Genomic DNA, 16,284 nt, shown 5'->3' with positions numbered 1-16,284 from the left:
AATTAAACATTCAATTCTTCCTCCTCTTCAACTTCATTATCACCATTGTCATTTGCTAGACTATTGATAACCATCTTAGAGCTTACCATTCCTAATAAGTGGTTTTCCTCATCTACTACTGAAATTGGCATAAATGCATTACCCATCACATCATAAATATCATTAATAGATGTTTCTGGATGAACTGTTGGGTGATCTGTACGAATAATAGATTCAACAGATAAGTATTGTTTATTTTGATTGCCTTTAATTATTTTGACAACATCAGTGTCACGAACGTAACCTAATAATTCACGTTTGTTATTTGTCACCATTAGGAAGCTGTAGTTTTCTTCTTCCATACGGTGTAGGGCCATTCTGGCACCATGCTTCTCAACATTTAATAAGAAGTTTGGACGTTCCATAGCATGTTCTGCAGTAAGGACTTTAGAACGGTCAACACTTTCAACAAACCGTTCAACGTAATCGTTAGCTGGATTCGTTAAGATTTCTTCACCAGTACCTACTTGAACGACTTCTCCGTCTTTCATTAAGGCGATACGGTCACCGATTCTTAAAGCTTCATCCAGGTCATGGGTAATGAAGACGATTGTTTTGTTTACACGTTCTTGTAAATCAACTAACTCATCTTGCATGTCACGACGGATTAATGGGTCAAGCGCTGAGAAGGCTTCATCCATTAATAGGATTTCTGGGTCATTTGCTAAGGCCCGTGCTAAACCAACACGTTGTTGCATACCACCAGATAATTGGTTTGGATATTGGTCTTTAAAAGTTAATAGACCAGAGTTTTCTAGTGCTTTTTCAGCAGCTTTTTGACGTTCTTCTTTGCTGACACCTTGAATCTCCAAACCAAATTCTGTATTTTCAAGAATTGTTTTGTGTGGGAATAAGGCGAAGCTTTGGAATACCATACTCACTTTTTTACGTCTGATTTCACGTAATTCATCTTTACTAGCACCTGTGACGTCATCACCTAAAATTGTGATGTTACCCGCTGTTGGTTCGATTAAACGGTTGATCATACGTAACATAGTTGATTTACCTGAACCAGATAATCCCATAATTACGAATGTTTCACCTTGCTTGATATCTAAACTGGCGTTGTCGACCCCGACTGTGGCACCTGTTTGTTGAACGATTTCTTCTTTAGACTTTCCTTCATTTAATAGTTTTTTCGCTTTCTCAGTTTGAGCGCGTGATCCATAAATTTTGGTTAAATTCTCAATTTTTACTGCTGTAGTCATCATAATCCTCCTTTATTTTGACACTTTGTTACAAAACGCAACGTAAACTCACCATATTACCGTAACATGTTCACCGAAAATTTTCAAAAAAGGACCCTTAAAAAGGTTGATTTGACAAGTTTTCACAAAAAGAACATTTTTTATGTTAACTTTCTACAGCCCTTTAGACTAAAAATGAAAGGGCTTAATTTCACAAACTTCTAAAAGTACAAGCATTGTTCTATTTGGAAACTTTCATGAACAAATAAAAAAGCACTACACCCAAAGGATGCAATGCCCGCCATGATGGTCTATTCACTTTCTTTTACACTTTTTAAAATCCAATAGCCTTTACGGCGTTCGATTTCTTCAACGTTACCAAAGACTTCTTCTAATTTCTTCATAGCTGAAGGGGCTCCTTGTTTCTTTTGTAGGACCACGTAAATTTCACCACCTGGTTTTAGATAGTGAATAGCTTCACTCATAAAATGATGCACCATTTCCTTACCCGCACGGACTGGTGGATTCGTCAGAATGACACCGAAATCTCTTTTGGCAATGGCTTCATAGGCATTTGACACTTGAAAAGTGACGTTGTCAACATGGTTAGCTGTCGCGTTGTCCTTAGCCAGACCAATTGCCCGCTCAGAGATGTCTACCCCGTAAATGGCACGGTCAGGCAACATAGACCCCATAATGACCCCTACAGGCCCGTAGCCAGCGCCCAAATCAAGCAGGTCGCCTGGTGCAAGTTGGTCAAGGTCCAAGGCTTCAAGCATGACCCGGGTCCCAAAATCTAAATTATCCCTAGAAAAGACGCCTGAGTCGGTCTTGAAGGTAAATGACCGGTCGAAAATCACGGTCTCGTATTGTTTAAAGTCGTGTCCAAGATCTTCATTGTTTTCGAAGTACTGATGACTCTCTTTCATGAACACCCTCCATTCTATATCATTACTATTTTCATTGTTTTTGTAAATGCACATTATCATCTCTCCCATTTTATAGTTTGTGTGGACTAGGCGCAAGTAGGTAAAATCTGCTTGATACTTTTGTCAAAAAGAAAAAGCGCCCCACTCAGACCTTGTAGCCTGAATAAGACGCTGACTTACATACGTTCACTTTCCTTAAATCAAAATCTAGGCTTCCTTAGCCCGCTTGAACCGCTTGCCAATTAAACCATTTGGTGCAAACAAGAGTGTCAATAAGAAGGTTACAAAACCTGCGAAGGCGATGGTTCCTGAAATGGACACGTTAAAGTAGATGGCTACATAGTACCCAAGGACACTGTTGATTACCCCATACAATAAGGCTACTAACAACATGATGGATAACCGTTTTGACAGTAAATGGGCACTCAAGGCTGGCGCTACCATTAGGGAGATCACTAGGATCGCGCCGACGGTATCAAAGGCAACAACGGTGGTGATGGATACAAGTGTCATCAAGACCAGATTCAAGAACCCAACCGCTACACCGATTGATTTCGCGTAAACGGGATCAAAAATGCTGACTTTGAGTTGTTGGTAGGTCACTGCGACAAAGGCCAGATTAATCACCAACATGACAAACATTCGGCCGAAGGAAATCGGCACCTGGATACCAAAGATTTCCATAGTATTTAAGGTCGCAAAGACCACTTCACCGCTCAAGACCACATCCACATCTAAGTGAACATTTCGCGCGTATTTTGAAATCAGGATGATGGCAAGAGCAAAAAGCAAGGTAAAGACCAAGCCAGTGGCCGCATCACTTTGAATGGCAAATTTGTTGACCACGTATTCAATGGCATAGACAGTCATCACACCAAATAGGGCTGCCCCCACAAATAGGATCGGTGAATCTAGGTCGCCGGCAATAAAGTAACCAAGGACAATCCCTAGTAAAACTGTATGCGACAAGGCGTCAGCCACCATGGCCATGTTCTTCAAAACTAAAAATACCCCGAGCAAGGCGCAGGAAACGGCCGTAATCATTACAACTGATAAAGCCCCCATTATGCCACCTCCTCTGTCTCAAACGTGTCATCTTGATGGGTCGCTAAGTACCGTTTCTTCCGTAAATAAGCGACCACATAACCTCTTGGCCCAAAAATAATGGACAATAGCGAGACGATCGACATGACCACGATAATGGTTGGTCCGGTCGGCAAGTTTGAGAAAGTTGATGACAAGTAGGTGCCGATACCAGCTGAGATCCCGCCCGATACAGCAGCCACCAGCAAGACGACTGGGAATCGTTTTGACCATTGTAGGCCGGTAATCGCTGGCGTAATCAACATGTTGGAGATAAGGATGGCGCCGACTGCCTTTAGCCCGACAACGATCATGACGATAGCCATCAGGAGAATGACCCAGTTCAAGACGTTGGCCTGGATTCCGACTGCTTTCGCGTAATTCGGGTCGAAGACAAAAATCTTGATTTGTTGGTAGCAAACAATGAATATCGTTAAGGCGATCACTGAAGCGATGATGATTAACCAGACATCTGATTTCAGCAAAAAGGCTGCCTGCCCGAAAATATAGTGTTGGAGGCCTGCTTGTGATGCGTCACCAAACTGTGGATTGCCTTGGATATATGACTTCAAGGCCATCCCCAATCCAAAGAAAGAAGACAAGACTAAAGCCAAGGCCGAATTAAGGCTGACCAAGGAATGCTTATGGATCAACTCGATAAAGTAGAAGGCCACCATACCCGCGACCAAAGCACCCAGGGTTAAAATCAGGGTATTCTTTGATTGGAAAAGCATAAAGGCGATAACGATACCCGCAAAGGTGGCGTGACCAATCGCGTCTCCAATCAGACTTTGTCCTCTAAGCACTGTGACTGTCCCGACGACACCTGATGCCATAGCTAGGACGACTGTCCCAAGCAAGACGATTTGAAAAGAGAAATCAGTTAATATGGCCATAGATTTCACCAATCCTTTGATCATATGCCGTCGCGATATTGGCTTCATTGAAGGTTTCTGCAACTGGACCTTGGCCAATGACTGTCTTATTCAATAAGATGACATGGTCAAAGTACTCACGGACTGTGGCCAAATCGTGGTGAACGATAATAATGGTCTTTCCGTCGCGTTGAAATTGGTTAATAATCTCTGCGAAAAGTTTCTCCGTCTTAATATCGATTCCCTTCATTGGTTCATCCAAGAAGTAAATGTCCGCATCCTGGCAGATGGCCCGAGCTAAGAAAACCCGTTGCCGTTGCCCACCAGAAAGCTGAGCGATTTGCCGCTCAGCGTAGTCAGTCATATTGACACTTGCTAAGGCATCAAGCGCCCGGCCCTTGTCCGCTTGGCTGACCTTTTTGAAAAAGCCTTGATGTACATACCGTCCCATTAAAACAACATCTAAAACCGTTGTTGGGAAGTCCCAATTCACCGAAGATGATTGGGGTACATAAGCGATTTTCTTGTAATAGTCCTTGTATGCCTTACCGTAGAAGGTCACATCACCTTTCAAGGGCTTCAAAAAATCAAGCATACAATTCAACAAAGTCGACTTGCCGGCACCATTCGGCCCGATAATCGCCGTCTTCGAATTTACCTTAATGCCAATATTTATATCCTCTAATACGAGTTGGTCGTCATAAGACATGGCCAAGTCTTCCACTTTAATTATTGCTGGCATCTTGTCTATCATCCTCTCATTACATCATCAAAATTTATCTTACTAAACCTTATCTATTTAAGATTTGACACAATTAGGTTCACATTGTGTTTAAACATATTTATATAGGTATCGCCCTCTTGTCCTTCACTCGCAAGTGAATCTGAGAACAATTCCTGCCCTTCACCAGAAACAACTGTCACTTCGCCACCATCAGCATTTACAGCCTCTTGGATACGTTGCATACGCGCTGGGTCAGTTGTTGATTCCGCAAAGATTGCTGGCACTTCGTTTTCTACAATAAAGCTTGCAATAGTTGAAATATCTGCGTTAGAAGCTTCAGCTTGTGTTGAAATCCCTTGTGGTGCCACTACTTCAATCCCGTAACGTTGTGAGAAGTAGTTGAAGGCATCATGTGGTGTAATCAAGTAACGTTGACCTTCAGGAATTGAGTCGATTGCTGCTTGCGCCCAGGTATCCAATTCAGTCAACTCTTCCTTGTAAGCTGTCGCCGTATCGTTAATCGACTCGTCACCAGTTAAAGTCACCAATTCAGCTGCTACTGTAGCCACCGCTTTTTGGTAAAGGGTGATATCAAACCAGAAATGCGGGTCTACTTCGCTTTCCCCGTCTTGGTCAACCATCGTTAAATCTTCGTCAGTGAAATCTTTCGTCACCGCCACACCTGTCACTTCCAAGGCTTCAACCATTTGCGCCTCTAAGTGTAAACCATGGTATAAAACCAAGTCTGCCCCTTGGATTTTCTTTAAGTCTCTAGGACGTGCTAAGTAGCCATGAGGGTCCTCGCCCGCTGGAATAATCGTTTCAACCGTTACTTGGTCTCCCGCCAATTGTTCTACCATATCCCGTAGAAAAGAAGTGGATACTGTGACAACCGGTTTTTTATCCGCGGCATCGCCACCGTCACTAGCTGACTCCCCGTCGCTCGCGCATGCACCCAAGGCTAGGGCCACAACTATTACACTCAATAATTTCCAAATCTTCTTCATTTGAATACTTCACTCCTATTTTCTATATTTAAGGGGTAACCACGAGGTGCAACCTTAGCTTTTGTTAATTATATTTTTAGTTTAACCTAAAAACATATAAGAGTCTAGTCTAATTCACTAGGATTTTTTTGAAAGATGACGCCCCCTTGCCAAGCTAGTCCATCTAGACAAGCAGGCAAACTTATTCAAGCAGGCAAAAAGACCACATCCTAAAACCGGATGTGGTCTTGTAAATTCAAATTTTTTTCATATATTATTCAACATCTGCAGATGCTTCTGGCGACGTCGTCACGTCCATACCGTACCACTTCTCTGAAATCTCGGCTAAGGTCCCGTCCGCGCGTAACTCTTCGATGGCTTGGTTCCAATCCGCAATCAACTCTTCATTTTCCGCTGTCTTAGCGAAAGGAAAGGCCACTTCATTGACCCCGAATACCTCATCTAAAATGACGATATTGGCATCGCGGTCCTTGTTTAAAGCGCTCAAAGTTTCGTAACCAAAGACAACGGCGTCCGTTTTGCCTTGGTAGACATTATTAAAGGCCACATTGATGTCTTCCAAGGGTTCAATCATGATTTCATTATCAGTATCCATATCTTCGACAACCTTGCCATAGTTGGTCCCAACAATGGAATTGACTGTCTTGCCCTTCAGATCATCAAAAGTCTCAATATCGGTATTCCCTTCTGCAACACCAATACCAACACCAGAATAAAGAACGGTATCAGTAAAATCATACATCTCTTTCCGCTCAGGTGTCACAGCAAAGTTGGCTGCCGAATCAATCCGCCCAGCTTGTAGTGACGCCAAAATACCTGACCACTCGCCAAGCTCCCAATCGATCTCATAGCCCACCTTTTCGCCGATCGCATTGGCAAAATCAACGTAGGACCCCTTCACCTCAGCCCCTTCCATATAGAGCATGGGGTAAGAAGTCGGCGTACCACCGATGGTAATAACACGGTCGCCAGATGCTTCTTCATCGCTTTGATTCGTCGAGGCCTGCATATACACACCATAAAAAACAAGCCCCAAGAGTATCAGGGCCGCCACTATAGCCTTTATCGGCTTTAATTTTAATTTCATTCTCTCACCCACTATCTAATATACGGTTTATTGATATAGTCTTCGAACCACTCTTGAATCCAAGTATAGAGAATTGTTAGCCCCCAATAAATCAAAGCAATGGCGAAGTATACTTCAAAGAATCGAAGAGATGCAGCTGCTAAGATTTTTCCTTGAGCCACAATTTCCACTACCCCAATGGTGAAGGCCAGCGAGGAGTTTTTCATCAGCGAAACGAAGGTGTTCCCCGTACCCGGTAAGGCGTTTCGTAGGGCTTGAGGCAGAATAATCCCCTTTAAAGTCTGGCGGTAATTCATACCAACAGACATGGCGGCTTCCACCTGACCAGCATCTACAGATGCCAAGGCAGCCCTGAATACTTCCGCTAAATACGCAGCGGTATTCAATGATAAGGCCAGAATCGACGCCTGCGTTGCTGTCATGCTAGTTAAAGCCGGTATAATTTGTGGTAATCCAAAATAAACTAGTAATAACTGCACAATAGCCGGTGTTCCTCTAAAAAAGGAAGACAAGACTTGCACCAGCTGTGATAAGACCGGCACCTTATTAAATAGTATAATGGCGAAAAGCCCACCGATAATGATCGCAACCACCATCGAGATCACCGTGATATACAAGGTGGTTGGTATATAAACTAATAGGTTTGGTATAACCTCTAACATGTACTGAAAATCGAAATACATAAATATCCCTTCTATTACATCCTTTTATTTTAAATGCAAGCTTGAAGCCCTTTTAAATCATCCTGTCAAAACAGCTACCATTAGTTTATTCACTTATCCCCAACAGTTTAGCAGCATTGGCATAGAAGACCTTGCCTGCAATATCAGAATCTGCCAGGTGTTTCTGATAAAAACCTAAAGCATAATCATAATCCACATTTGGATAACATGATCCAAAAATCACCTGGTCTTCAAGTCCCGAATTAGCCGCTTCAAAATAAGCCTTAGCATTTGGGAAACCACTATAGAAATCTGGGACCAAGAATATATTTGGAAAATGAATCGCTACCGCGATCATCTCATCCACAAAAGGCCAAGCCGCATGCGACACAATCAATTTTAAATCTGGATACTTCTTGGCAATAGGAATTAAACGTTTAGGGTGAATATAATCGTAATCGGGTTTATCACTCAGCAAACTAATCAATAAACTCATGGTAATACAGAAAGGTAAATCATATGCCAAACAAGCTTCAAAAATAGGGTCTAACGTGGGATCATCAATATTGGTTAGCGGTAAAATTTTCGCTGGATTCACAGTGACCCCACTGAAAGCACCTGTGGCACCATACCGGTGAATGGTTTCAACCGCTTCATTTATCGTCATATTTTCCAAACCAATAAAACCACGAAAACGTTCAGCTTCTGGCGACTGCAAGAATTGATACAATTCTTCATTGCTTGACCCAGCTTCATTATCCCGACCAAGAATCACACTATAGCGCACATCACGGTCGTCCATTTCCTGGATAACATCCTCAAAAGTAACCGCTTTTGTTGGTTGTTCATTCTTCAGATAGGGGAAAAGCTCTATAACGCTAGTCTTCCCAGCATTAAATAAAGGTTCCCAACTTGGAATAGGGGCTTTCATCTTAAAATCAATAATCATATATATCCTCCAATTTTCATTTCAACTAACAAGCGGTTAAACCGCCATCAATCCGTTTTTCTGATCCGGTCATATAAGAAAGTTCATCAGAAGCAAGTAATAAGACTAAATTAGACACTTTCTCCTTGGCCGCAATCACACACTCATAGGCGTCAAACGGAAAGTCTTCAATACTATCAGAATGATTGATACCAGCATTATTAACTAAAATATTAACCGGTTCAAAAACGGCTTCTACTAGATCATCTCCCCCGGCCAAGACGCTGCATCAGCAATGTCCCGTTGAATAAATAGGACATTATCCGAGCCTCCTAGGATATGATAAAAAAGTTTATTTGACATAACCCACGCATTAAATGACCTCATTAGGCCATTACACTTCGCTTTAGGCTACCAATATCAACCTTTCCGGTCAATTCACTTGCTCACTGCATACACTAGCCAATTAGCCTATTTACACAAGTCTTTGGGATAAAATCCCACTAAATAAACGATTCTTGTAAGATATATCTATTCGTCCGAACACCATTGATACAAAAGAGATTTTACCGGTCACAATAAAAAGCAAGCTTTGTACCTGAAAATTCCTTAAACAAAGGCCTAAAACAGAAAAAGACCACACCCGAAAATCAAAAACGGATGTGGTCTAATAAAAATGATAAAAAAAAAGAAGCTCGGATAATTCCGAACTCCCCTCATATACATAATAAGATAATCTGTTAAAGATTATTTTACTTCTGCAGTACCGCCAGCTTCTTCGATAGCAGCTTTTAAAGCTTCTGCTTCTTCAGCAGGTAATGCTTCTTTAACGATCGCTGGAGCGCCGTCTACTAATGCTTTAGCTTCTTTCAAGCCTAAACCAGTAGCTTCACGTACAGCTTTGATTACTTTAATTTTAGCTGAACCAGCAGAAGTTAATTCTACGTCAAATTCAGTTTTTTCTTCAGCAGCTTCACCAGCACCTGCACCAGCAGCAGCTACAGGAGCAGCAGCAGATACGCCGAATTCTTCTTCGATTGCTGATACTAAGTCAGCTAATTCTAAAATTGTTGATTCTTTTAAATCAGCAATGATTTGTTCAATGTTTAAAGCCATTATAAAATTCCTCCGTTTTTAAATAGTTTGTTTTGTATGATTAAATTGGTAATAAATTACGCTGCGTCTTCGCCTTTTGCATCTGCAACAGCTTTGACAGCGTATGCCACGTTGCGGACAGGAGCTTGCAATACTGATAATAGCATTGAAAGTAGACCTTCGCGGTTTGGCAATTTCGCAATTTGTTGAATTTCTTCTTTAGAAAGCACTTCACCTTCTAAGATACCACCTTTAAGTTCTAACGCTTCTGCTTTTTTAGCAAAATCAGAAAGAATCTTAGCTGGGGCAACTGCGTCTTCCATACCAAACGCTACAGCTGTAGGGCCTTGGAAAACTTCTTCATGGTATTCTAAGTCTTGAGAATCTAAAGCACGACGCATGATTGTGTTTTTGATAACTTTAAACTCAACGCCCGCTTCACGTAATTGTTTACGTAATTCAGTCACTTCTGCTACTGTTAATCCTAAGTAGTCAACCACAACTAAAGAATTTGCAGCGTTCATTTTCTCAACGACTTCATTTACTTCTTGTTGTTTTTTAGCAATTGCTTGTTCACTCACTTATATTTCACCTCCACTGATTTTATTAGAGTTTTTTTAAATAAAAAAACTCTATGTCACTGAAGACATAGAGGATAAAGTTCACCATCTAGTAGTGAACAACGTATCTCCCTCGGTTGGCAAAATTAAGGCAAAGCCGCCAACTGTCTTCGGTAAGCTATATAAATAACCTCACTTATACTAACAGAATAGTATAAGTGGGTCAAGTATTAATTTAAATAGATCTTAGATTGATGAAACATCAACTTGGATACCAGGACCCATAGTAGATGTAATTGCTAAGTTTTTGATGTATGTACCTTTAGAAGATGCAGGTTTCACACGTAATACCATTTCTTGAACAGCTTTTACGTTTTCAGCTAATGCATCTGCAGTAAATGATACTTTACCAACAGGTAAGTGTAAGTTACCAGCGCTATCAGCACGGTAAGCAACTTGACCAGCTTTGATGTCTTGAACTGCTTTAGTAACATCTTGCGTTACAGTACCAGTTTTAGGGTTTGGCATTAAGCCTTTAGGACCTAATACACGACCTAAACGACCAATTTGACCCATCATGTCTGGAGTCGCAACGATCACGTCGAAGTCGAACCAGCCACCTTGGATTTTTTGGATGAACTCGTCATCACCAACGTAGTCAGCACCAGCGTCTTTAGCTTCTTGCGCTTTTTCACCTTTAGCAAAAACCAATACAGTTTGGTCTTTACCAGTACCGTTAGGTAATACCATAGCACCACGGATTTGTTGGTCATTTTTCTTAGTGTCGATACCTAAACGGTATGCAACTTCAACTGATCCATCAAATTTAGCGTAGTCTACTTCTTTTAACAATTCAATTGCTTCAGATAAAGCATATTTTTTATTTTTTTCGATTTTTTCGAAAACAGCTTTTTGGTTTTTAGTTTGTTTAGCCATTATATATATTCCTCCTATGTGGTTTTAGCGGATAATCCTCCCACTCACAAATCGTAATTGATTTGTGGCGTACGGGTTTCATGTATTACAGTATGACAATTAGCCTTCTACTACAAAGCCCATTGAACGTGCAGTACCTTCAACCATACGCATAGCAGCTTCTACATCTGCAGCGTTCAAGTCTTCCATTTTTGTTTCTGCAATTTCACGAACTTGGTCGCGAGTTACGGTAGCGACTTTATTTTTGTTAGGTTCGCCAGAACCTTTAGCAACGCCAGCAGCTTTTTTCAATAATACTGCAGCTGGTGGTGTTTTAGTAACGAATGTAAATGAACGATCTTCGAATACAGTAATCACTACAGGGATAATCATACCCATTTGATCTTGTGTACGCGCGTTGAATTCTTTAGTGAATCCCATGATGTTCACACCAGCTTGACCTAATGCAGGACCTACTGGAGGAGCTGGACTTGCTTTACCAGCTTCAATTTGTAATTTTACGATTTGTTGTACTTTTTTAGCCACGAAACATTCCTCCTTGTTTTTCGCGTTGTGGTTTAATGGAGTTGAGATTCCTCCTCCCACTACATGTGTCTACACACAATAACCTATTTAACCATACATCTTTAGTTATTGCAAGAGTTTTTTAAAAAATATGCTATACTTTATAAGTAAATGATGCAAACGATTTGTAAAGGGTTACATTACCTATTTAACAATACTTACTAGATGACAAGACCGACAAAATATGGTAAACTGTATCCTTGATAAGGGAAAAGTACATTGCAAAGGAGTGATAATGATGGAACGTCCAGTAAGAAAATTTTACGATGACCAACTAAAGACTTTGGAGGGTATGCACGCAAAACTTGGATTTGGTACAGCGGCTATGTTAGAACGATCTTTCCAAGCATTAAAAACCAATGACCACAATGGCGCACAAATTGTCATTGAAAGCGATGCTGAGATTAACAAGCTAGAAAAAGAAATCGAATATTATGTAATGCGTATAATCGCTCGTCAACAACCAATCGGTACTGACCTTCGTATGATTCTGTCAGTATTTGCTTCAAGTTCTGACCTAGAGCGCGTAGCCGACCACGCAGTATCCGTAGCGAAAGGTATTTTACGTGTTGAAAACTTAGCACCATTTGATCCAGTTATGGATGATGTTTTTGCCGTAGGTGAGTTAGCGAAAAACATGCTCGGACAAGCAATCGATGCCTTTAGCCAACATAACGTTGAACGCGCTAAAGAAATCGCTGCTATGGATGACGAAGTAGACAGTGCTTTTAGAGAACTTGTCGATCAAATTTTAGTGATTATGAAGAATCAACCGGAAACTGTCCAAACTGGTTCAGCGATTAATGCCATTTTACATGATATCGAACGTATCGGTGATTATGCAACAAACCTATGCGAACGCGTTATTTATACAGAAGATGCAGATATTGTTAAATTAAATGATTAGTAATATATTTAATAGATTAAAAAATCAGTTGCCCATAAAAGCAACTGATTTTTTTGTGCATCTTCTGTTTGCCATTCGCCTCTTCTACCAATAAACCTGTTATAATGAGCTTAACAATAGAAGCATTTGATGTTGCGGATTAAACATTTAACCACTTACATTAACTGAATTAAGTAATATTTATTCACACTTAAGCGAAGTAACAATTTAGAAAGTAGATAATGGAGGGATTAATTGTCTAAAATCAATCAAACAGAAGTTAAAAATGAAGCAAAATTTGCCCTTGGTCTATTGGCCATTATGATACTTTTTGCTAACGTCATTCACCCTAATGCACTCATCATTATGACTGGCAACTGGCTACTCTCTGCATTATGTTTATTTTGTGTTAGTTTAGCGATAACAAAATATTTTTTTGTTTTAAAGAAAGAGAACACCAAAGATAATGTGCAATTAAAAAAGTTCGCAGTATTCTCCGTTATTTCAAGTACGTTCATTGTATGGTTCGTCCATGCTAACGTTTTACGTTTTAATGGTAGTTTTCATTCACTATACACATTCCCCTTTATGCATTCGGTAATTTCCGGCTATATATTGTACGATATTTTAAAATACATGTATCTTTACCGCTGGAAGTATGAAAAATAAACCATTAGAAAATGAATATTGATCAATAGAGAAAAATAGCGGGTAAGGATTTTGTTTAAGAATCCTTACCCGCTATTTTTTCATTTAACTATGGTTTATTTTACCTCAACTATGATTTGTAAAATATCGCAAATTAGAATTTGTCTACTTGGTCATAGTCTACTTCTGCTAATGTTTCACGTCCAAACATTTCAACAGTCAGTTTCAACTTGCCATGTTCTGCATCAATCTCTTGAACGCGACCTTCCATACCATCAAAGGCACCATCGATAACCTTAACCACTTCACCGATATCGAATGAGATATTACGGTTACGGCCACCTTCACCAAGACTTGATAAGATATTACGTACTTCATCAGGTAACAATGGTGTTGGTTTTGAACCTTGACCGTGAGAACCTAAGAACCCTGTAACACCCGGTGTATTACGAACAACGAACCATGCTTCATCAGACATGATCATTTCAACTAATACATAACCTGGAAAGTTTTTAATTTTAACAATCTTTTCTTTACCTGACTTCGTTTTCTCTACATGCTCTTCTTCAGGCACGATTACACGGTAAATGTAATCTTCCATATCCATCGAAGTAATACGCATTTCCAAGTTTTGTTTGACTTTGTTTTCATATCCAGCGTATGTATGGATTACATACCATTCTTTACCAATTTCGATTTCTTCTACCATCGATATGCTCCTTCTTTCAATACATTCATAACTGATCAACTTTTAGGCAAATTAAAAAACCTTCCCCACATGAAAGGTTTTCTCTTCGCTTTATTCGTGCCAATTATAACACACCGCCCATGCGCGCGCCATAACAAGTTACAATTATAAGTTAATAAACCATGCAAAAGCCCATTGTGCTAAGGTATCAATAATCCCTAGGAAAATGCCAACCATGATAATAGTTGATAATACGATACCAGTGTAGCGCACCAACTCGCCACCACTTGGCCATGTAGTCAATCGCATTTCATGCCATACATCTTTTAAAAATTGCATCTACTTCCCTCGCCCTCTACCATCTATTAGTCAATACCGACTATTTGGTTTCCTTATGTATTGTATGTTGATTACAGTGTCTACAGAATTTCTTCACTTCTAAACGCTCAGTACGGTTATTGGCATTACTATTTGTCGTGTAATTTCTTGAGCCACATACTGAACAAGCAAGTGATACTTTTTTCGTTGCCATAATTCACAATCTCCTTGATTTCTGATTCATTGTACATGGTACTTACTCCGATGGTCAATGTCAATTTATTTTTCCTGCACCCCTAATTATACCACAAACAGCAAAAGGAGTTGCACTATCATAAGGCAACTCCCTCAAAAATTTATTTTATTAATATAAAAAGGCTGAAGCGATAAGTACCGCAATCAAAGCCAACAAGTGCGCCACGTTTGTAATAATGAACTGGTGTATAAAGCCATGTTTAATGGATAATCCAGTCAGATTATTAAAGGTAATCACGACCCCAGAGTGTGGCATCGCCGTTAATGTTGCCGCCGCAATCACTGTAATTCGGTGGACCAGCTCTGGATTAATCCCCATAGCAATATAATCTGGCGCTAGAGTATTCATCACAATCCCAATCGCCCCAGAAGCAGAACCGGTAATCCCACTTAGTAAGGCAGACGATGCAGCCAATCCAATCACTGGACTACCGGGAATAGAGGTAATCGCTTGTTGGATGACCGCAAAACCAGGTGCCAAGGTTAATACTGAACCAAAGGCTACAGAAGATGAAGTTGAGAAGGCTGGCATAATTGCCCCTGTCGCCCCCGCATTCAAGGTCATATTCTGAGATGGAATGTAGCTGTGGTATAGAATAGCTGATAAGATAATCGCTGCAGCTAAAGCCACTAAAATAATGTTTGCCACACTAGAAAAAATCAAGATAATAGCAATCAAGGTAACAATCGGCGCCAATGAAATCCAAATAGATGGCAATTTCGATTCATCCACATCACCGGCTACCCCTTTAAGATCCACCTTACCTTCTAAATAGGTATCAAAATGTTCGCCGTTCTTCACAGACCGGTCCAAGCACCATTTCATATACAGCAAGCCAAAAGCTAAAAGAACTGCAGACCCGATTAACCCTAGAATAGGTGCCGCCGTTAACGATGTCCCCAAAGCTGTAGTTGGAATCGCATTTTGAACCGAAGGATTTCCTGGCAAACTAGACATAGTAAAGGTCCCAGCACCTAAAAATAAAGGAATAGGGAATAATTCCCAGTTGATATCCATTTGTTTAAAGATTCGCTTGGCTAACGGTACTACCGCAAACATAACCACAAATAAAGAAATCCCACCATAAGTTAACAATGCTGCAATAGCCATAATCGCTACCATAATCATATATTTAGACCCCATCCCCACCTTACTCAAGATGAAGTTGGCAATAGACAATGTCGCATTACTCTTTTCCATATATTGTGCCAAAATAGCACCCAATAAGAAAATCGCAAAGTTATTAATCAAGAAACCAGCCAAAGCTGTCATAAACGAATTCTCTTGACCAACCAAAGACCCAAAAATATCCATCTGGTTAGCGAGAATTACAACCAAAGCAGATAAAGGTGCCGCAATAATAATATGCAACCCTTTAACAGAAAACCAAATAATCAGTAAAATACCGATAAACACACCAATAATACCCAAGATTTCCATACACAATCTCCTAAAATGTATTTACAAGCGTTCGCGCAAACCGCCCATATAAATGAAAAACTGGCAAAACTCTCAAAAACTCACCAACTTCCAAAAATATCATAAACTACTTTGCTCACTTTTTCACTATGCAAATGTAAGCTACCCCATAAAAGTTAATCCATAAATGAACAAAGAAAAAACCATGCACAGTTTCAACCCGTGCATGGCCTAATTGGCTCTACAATATATAGGACTGATGACTTCAAAAAAAGTCATTGGTTCTATATTTTTTTTACAAAAAAAGAGGAATCTCCATTATCATAAAGTTAACGACAACCATGATAAGATAGGAGATTCCCCGTATGAATAAGTTTATCAATACCACGTTAC

At 40.2% G+C, this 16,284-nt stretch carries 20 protein-coding genes and 1 other annotated feature; of the genes, 2 read left to right on the top strand and 18 right to left on the bottom strand.

The window, feature by feature from the left end; all coding sequences use genetic code 11:
- Positions 1-2: 2 nt before the first annotated feature.
- The 14 genes from ACUW85_RS06495 to rplK form a co-directional block, all read right to left on the bottom strand.
- Positions 3-1,247 carry a quaternary amine ABC transporter ATP-binding protein gene (locus tag ACUW85_RS06495; protein WP_069285982.1) on the bottom strand — a complete coding sequence of 415 codons (1,245 nt, stop codon included), beginning with the start codon at positions 1,245-1,247 and terminating at the stop codon, positions 3-5.
- A gap of 290 nt (positions 1,248-1,537) precedes the next feature.
- Positions 1,538-2,155: a class I SAM-dependent methyltransferase gene (locus ACUW85_RS06490; protein WP_149358261.1), complete on the bottom strand. Its 618-nt coding sequence runs from the start codon at positions 2,153-2,155 to the stop codon at positions 1,538-1,540.
- A 207-nt stretch (positions 2,156-2,362) separates the two neighbouring features.
- On the bottom strand, positions 2,363-3,220 hold the full coding sequence (locus ACUW85_RS06485) for a metal ABC transporter permease (protein ID WP_048729724.1): 858 nt from the start codon (positions 3,218-3,220) through the stop codon (positions 2,363-2,365).
- A complete protein-coding gene (locus ACUW85_RS06480; RefSeq protein ID WP_182023496.1) occupies positions 3,220-4,134 on the bottom strand; it encodes a metal ABC transporter permease in 915 nt (304 codons plus the stop codon). Before ACUW85_RS06480 ends, ACUW85_RS06485 begins: the two co-directional genes overlap by 1 nt.
- Positions 4,118-4,855, bottom strand: coding sequence for a metal ABC transporter ATP-binding protein (locus ACUW85_RS06475; protein ID WP_149256094.1), 738 nt, complete (start codon positions 4,853-4,855; stop codon positions 4,118-4,120). Before ACUW85_RS06475 ends, ACUW85_RS06480 begins: the two co-directional genes overlap by 17 nt.
- A gap of 53 nt (positions 4,856-4,908) precedes the next feature.
- Positions 4,909-5,844, bottom strand: coding sequence for a metal ABC transporter solute-binding protein, Zn/Mn family (locus ACUW85_RS06470; RefSeq protein WP_048729732.1), 936 nt, complete (start codon positions 5,842-5,844; stop codon positions 4,909-4,911).
- 253 nt (positions 5,845-6,097) lie between these two features.
- On the bottom strand, positions 6,098-6,931 hold the full coding sequence (locus ACUW85_RS06465) for a transporter substrate-binding domain-containing protein (protein WP_182023498.1): 834 nt from the start codon (positions 6,929-6,931) through the stop codon (positions 6,098-6,100).
- 11 nt (positions 6,932-6,942) lie between these two features.
- Positions 6,943-7,614, bottom strand: a complete 672-nt coding sequence (locus ACUW85_RS06460; RefSeq protein ID WP_149358258.1) for an amino acid ABC transporter permease — start codon at positions 7,612-7,614, stop codon at positions 6,943-6,945.
- An 85-nt stretch (positions 7,615-7,699) separates the two neighbouring features.
- Positions 7,700-8,542 carry an amidohydrolase family protein gene (locus tag ACUW85_RS06455; protein ID WP_149358257.1) on the bottom strand — a complete coding sequence of 281 codons (843 nt, stop codon included), beginning with the start codon at positions 8,540-8,542 and terminating at the stop codon, positions 7,700-7,702.
- 25 nt (positions 8,543-8,567) lie between these two features.
- Positions 8,568-8,801: a hypothetical protein gene (locus ACUW85_RS06450; protein ID WP_205713452.1), complete on the bottom strand. Its 234-nt coding sequence runs from the start codon at positions 8,799-8,801 to the stop codon at positions 8,568-8,570.
- Positions 8,802-9,268: 467 nt separating this feature from the next.
- Positions 9,269-9,637 carry a 50S ribosomal protein L7/L12 gene (gene rplL / locus ACUW85_RS06445; RefSeq protein ID WP_016897304.1) on the bottom strand — a complete coding sequence of 123 codons (369 nt, stop codon included), beginning with the start codon at positions 9,635-9,637 and terminating at the stop codon, positions 9,269-9,271.
- Positions 9,638-9,693: 56 nt separating this feature from the next.
- Positions 9,694-10,197: a 50S ribosomal protein L10 gene (rplJ, locus tag ACUW85_RS06440; RefSeq protein ID WP_048729742.1), complete on the bottom strand. Its 504-nt coding sequence runs from the start codon at positions 10,195-10,197 to the stop codon at positions 9,694-9,696.
- A 33-nt stretch (positions 10,198-10,230) separates the two neighbouring features.
- Positions 10,231-10,368 (bottom strand) — a sequence feature (ribosomal protein L10 leader region).
- A gap of 54 nt (positions 10,369-10,422) precedes the next feature.
- The gene (gene rplA / locus ACUW85_RS06435; protein ID WP_016897302.1) at positions 10,423-11,112 is read right to left on the bottom strand and encodes a 50S ribosomal protein L1; all 690 of its coding nucleotides are present in this window, start codon (positions 11,110-11,112) and stop codon (positions 10,423-10,425) included.
- A gap of 99 nt (positions 11,113-11,211) precedes the next feature.
- Positions 11,212-11,637 (bottom strand): 50S ribosomal protein L11, encoded by a 426-nt coding sequence (rplK, locus tag ACUW85_RS06430; protein ID WP_182023499.1) that lies wholly within the window; start codon positions 11,635-11,637, stop codon positions 11,212-11,214.
- Positions 11,638-11,911: 274 nt separating this feature from the next.
- Here rplK and phoU point away from each other — a divergent pair, with 274 nt between their 5' ends.
- Both phoU and ACUW85_RS06420 read left to right on the top strand, forming a co-directional pair.
- Positions 11,912-12,583 carry a phosphate signaling complex protein PhoU gene (phoU, locus tag ACUW85_RS06425; protein WP_225968979.1) on the top strand — a complete coding sequence of 224 codons (672 nt, stop codon included), beginning with the start codon at positions 11,912-11,914 and terminating at the stop codon, positions 12,581-12,583.
- Between the two features lie 234 nt (positions 12,584-12,817).
- A complete protein-coding gene (locus tag ACUW85_RS06420) occupies positions 12,818-13,231 on the top strand; it encodes a hypothetical protein (protein ID WP_048729746.1) in 414 nt (137 codons plus the stop codon).
- Positions 13,232-13,364: 133 nt separating this feature from the next.
- On the opposite strand, the gene nusG is transcribed toward ACUW85_RS06420, so the two are convergent.
- The 4 genes from nusG to ACUW85_RS06400 all read right to left on the bottom strand — a co-directional run bounded on the left by nusG (position 13,365) and on the right by ACUW85_RS06400 (position 15,912).
- Entirely contained in the window at positions 13,365-13,919 is a 555-nt protein-coding gene (gene nusG, locus ACUW85_RS06415; protein WP_048729749.1) for a transcription termination/antitermination protein NusG, read from the bottom strand.
- 144 nt (positions 13,920-14,063) lie between these two features.
- On the bottom strand, positions 14,064-14,237 hold the full coding sequence (gene secE / locus ACUW85_RS06410) for a preprotein translocase subunit SecE (RefSeq protein ID WP_048729751.1): 174 nt from the start codon (positions 14,235-14,237) through the stop codon (positions 14,064-14,066).
- A gap of 40 nt (positions 14,238-14,277) precedes the next feature.
- Positions 14,278-14,430 carry a 50S ribosomal protein L33 gene (rpmG, locus tag ACUW85_RS06405; RefSeq protein ID WP_003142586.1) on the bottom strand — a complete coding sequence of 51 codons (153 nt, stop codon included), beginning with the start codon at positions 14,428-14,430 and terminating at the stop codon, positions 14,278-14,280.
- 150 nt (positions 14,431-14,580) lie between these two features.
- Positions 14,581-15,912 carry a GntP family permease gene (locus ACUW85_RS06400; protein WP_048729753.1) on the bottom strand — a complete coding sequence of 444 codons (1,332 nt, stop codon included), beginning with the start codon at positions 15,910-15,912 and terminating at the stop codon, positions 14,581-14,583.
- Positions 15,913-16,284 lie beyond the last annotated feature (372 nt).

It is taken from the genome of Aerococcus sp. 150760013-2, assembly GCF_053627715.1.
This window is presented reverse-complemented; position numbering and strand designations above follow the sequence as displayed.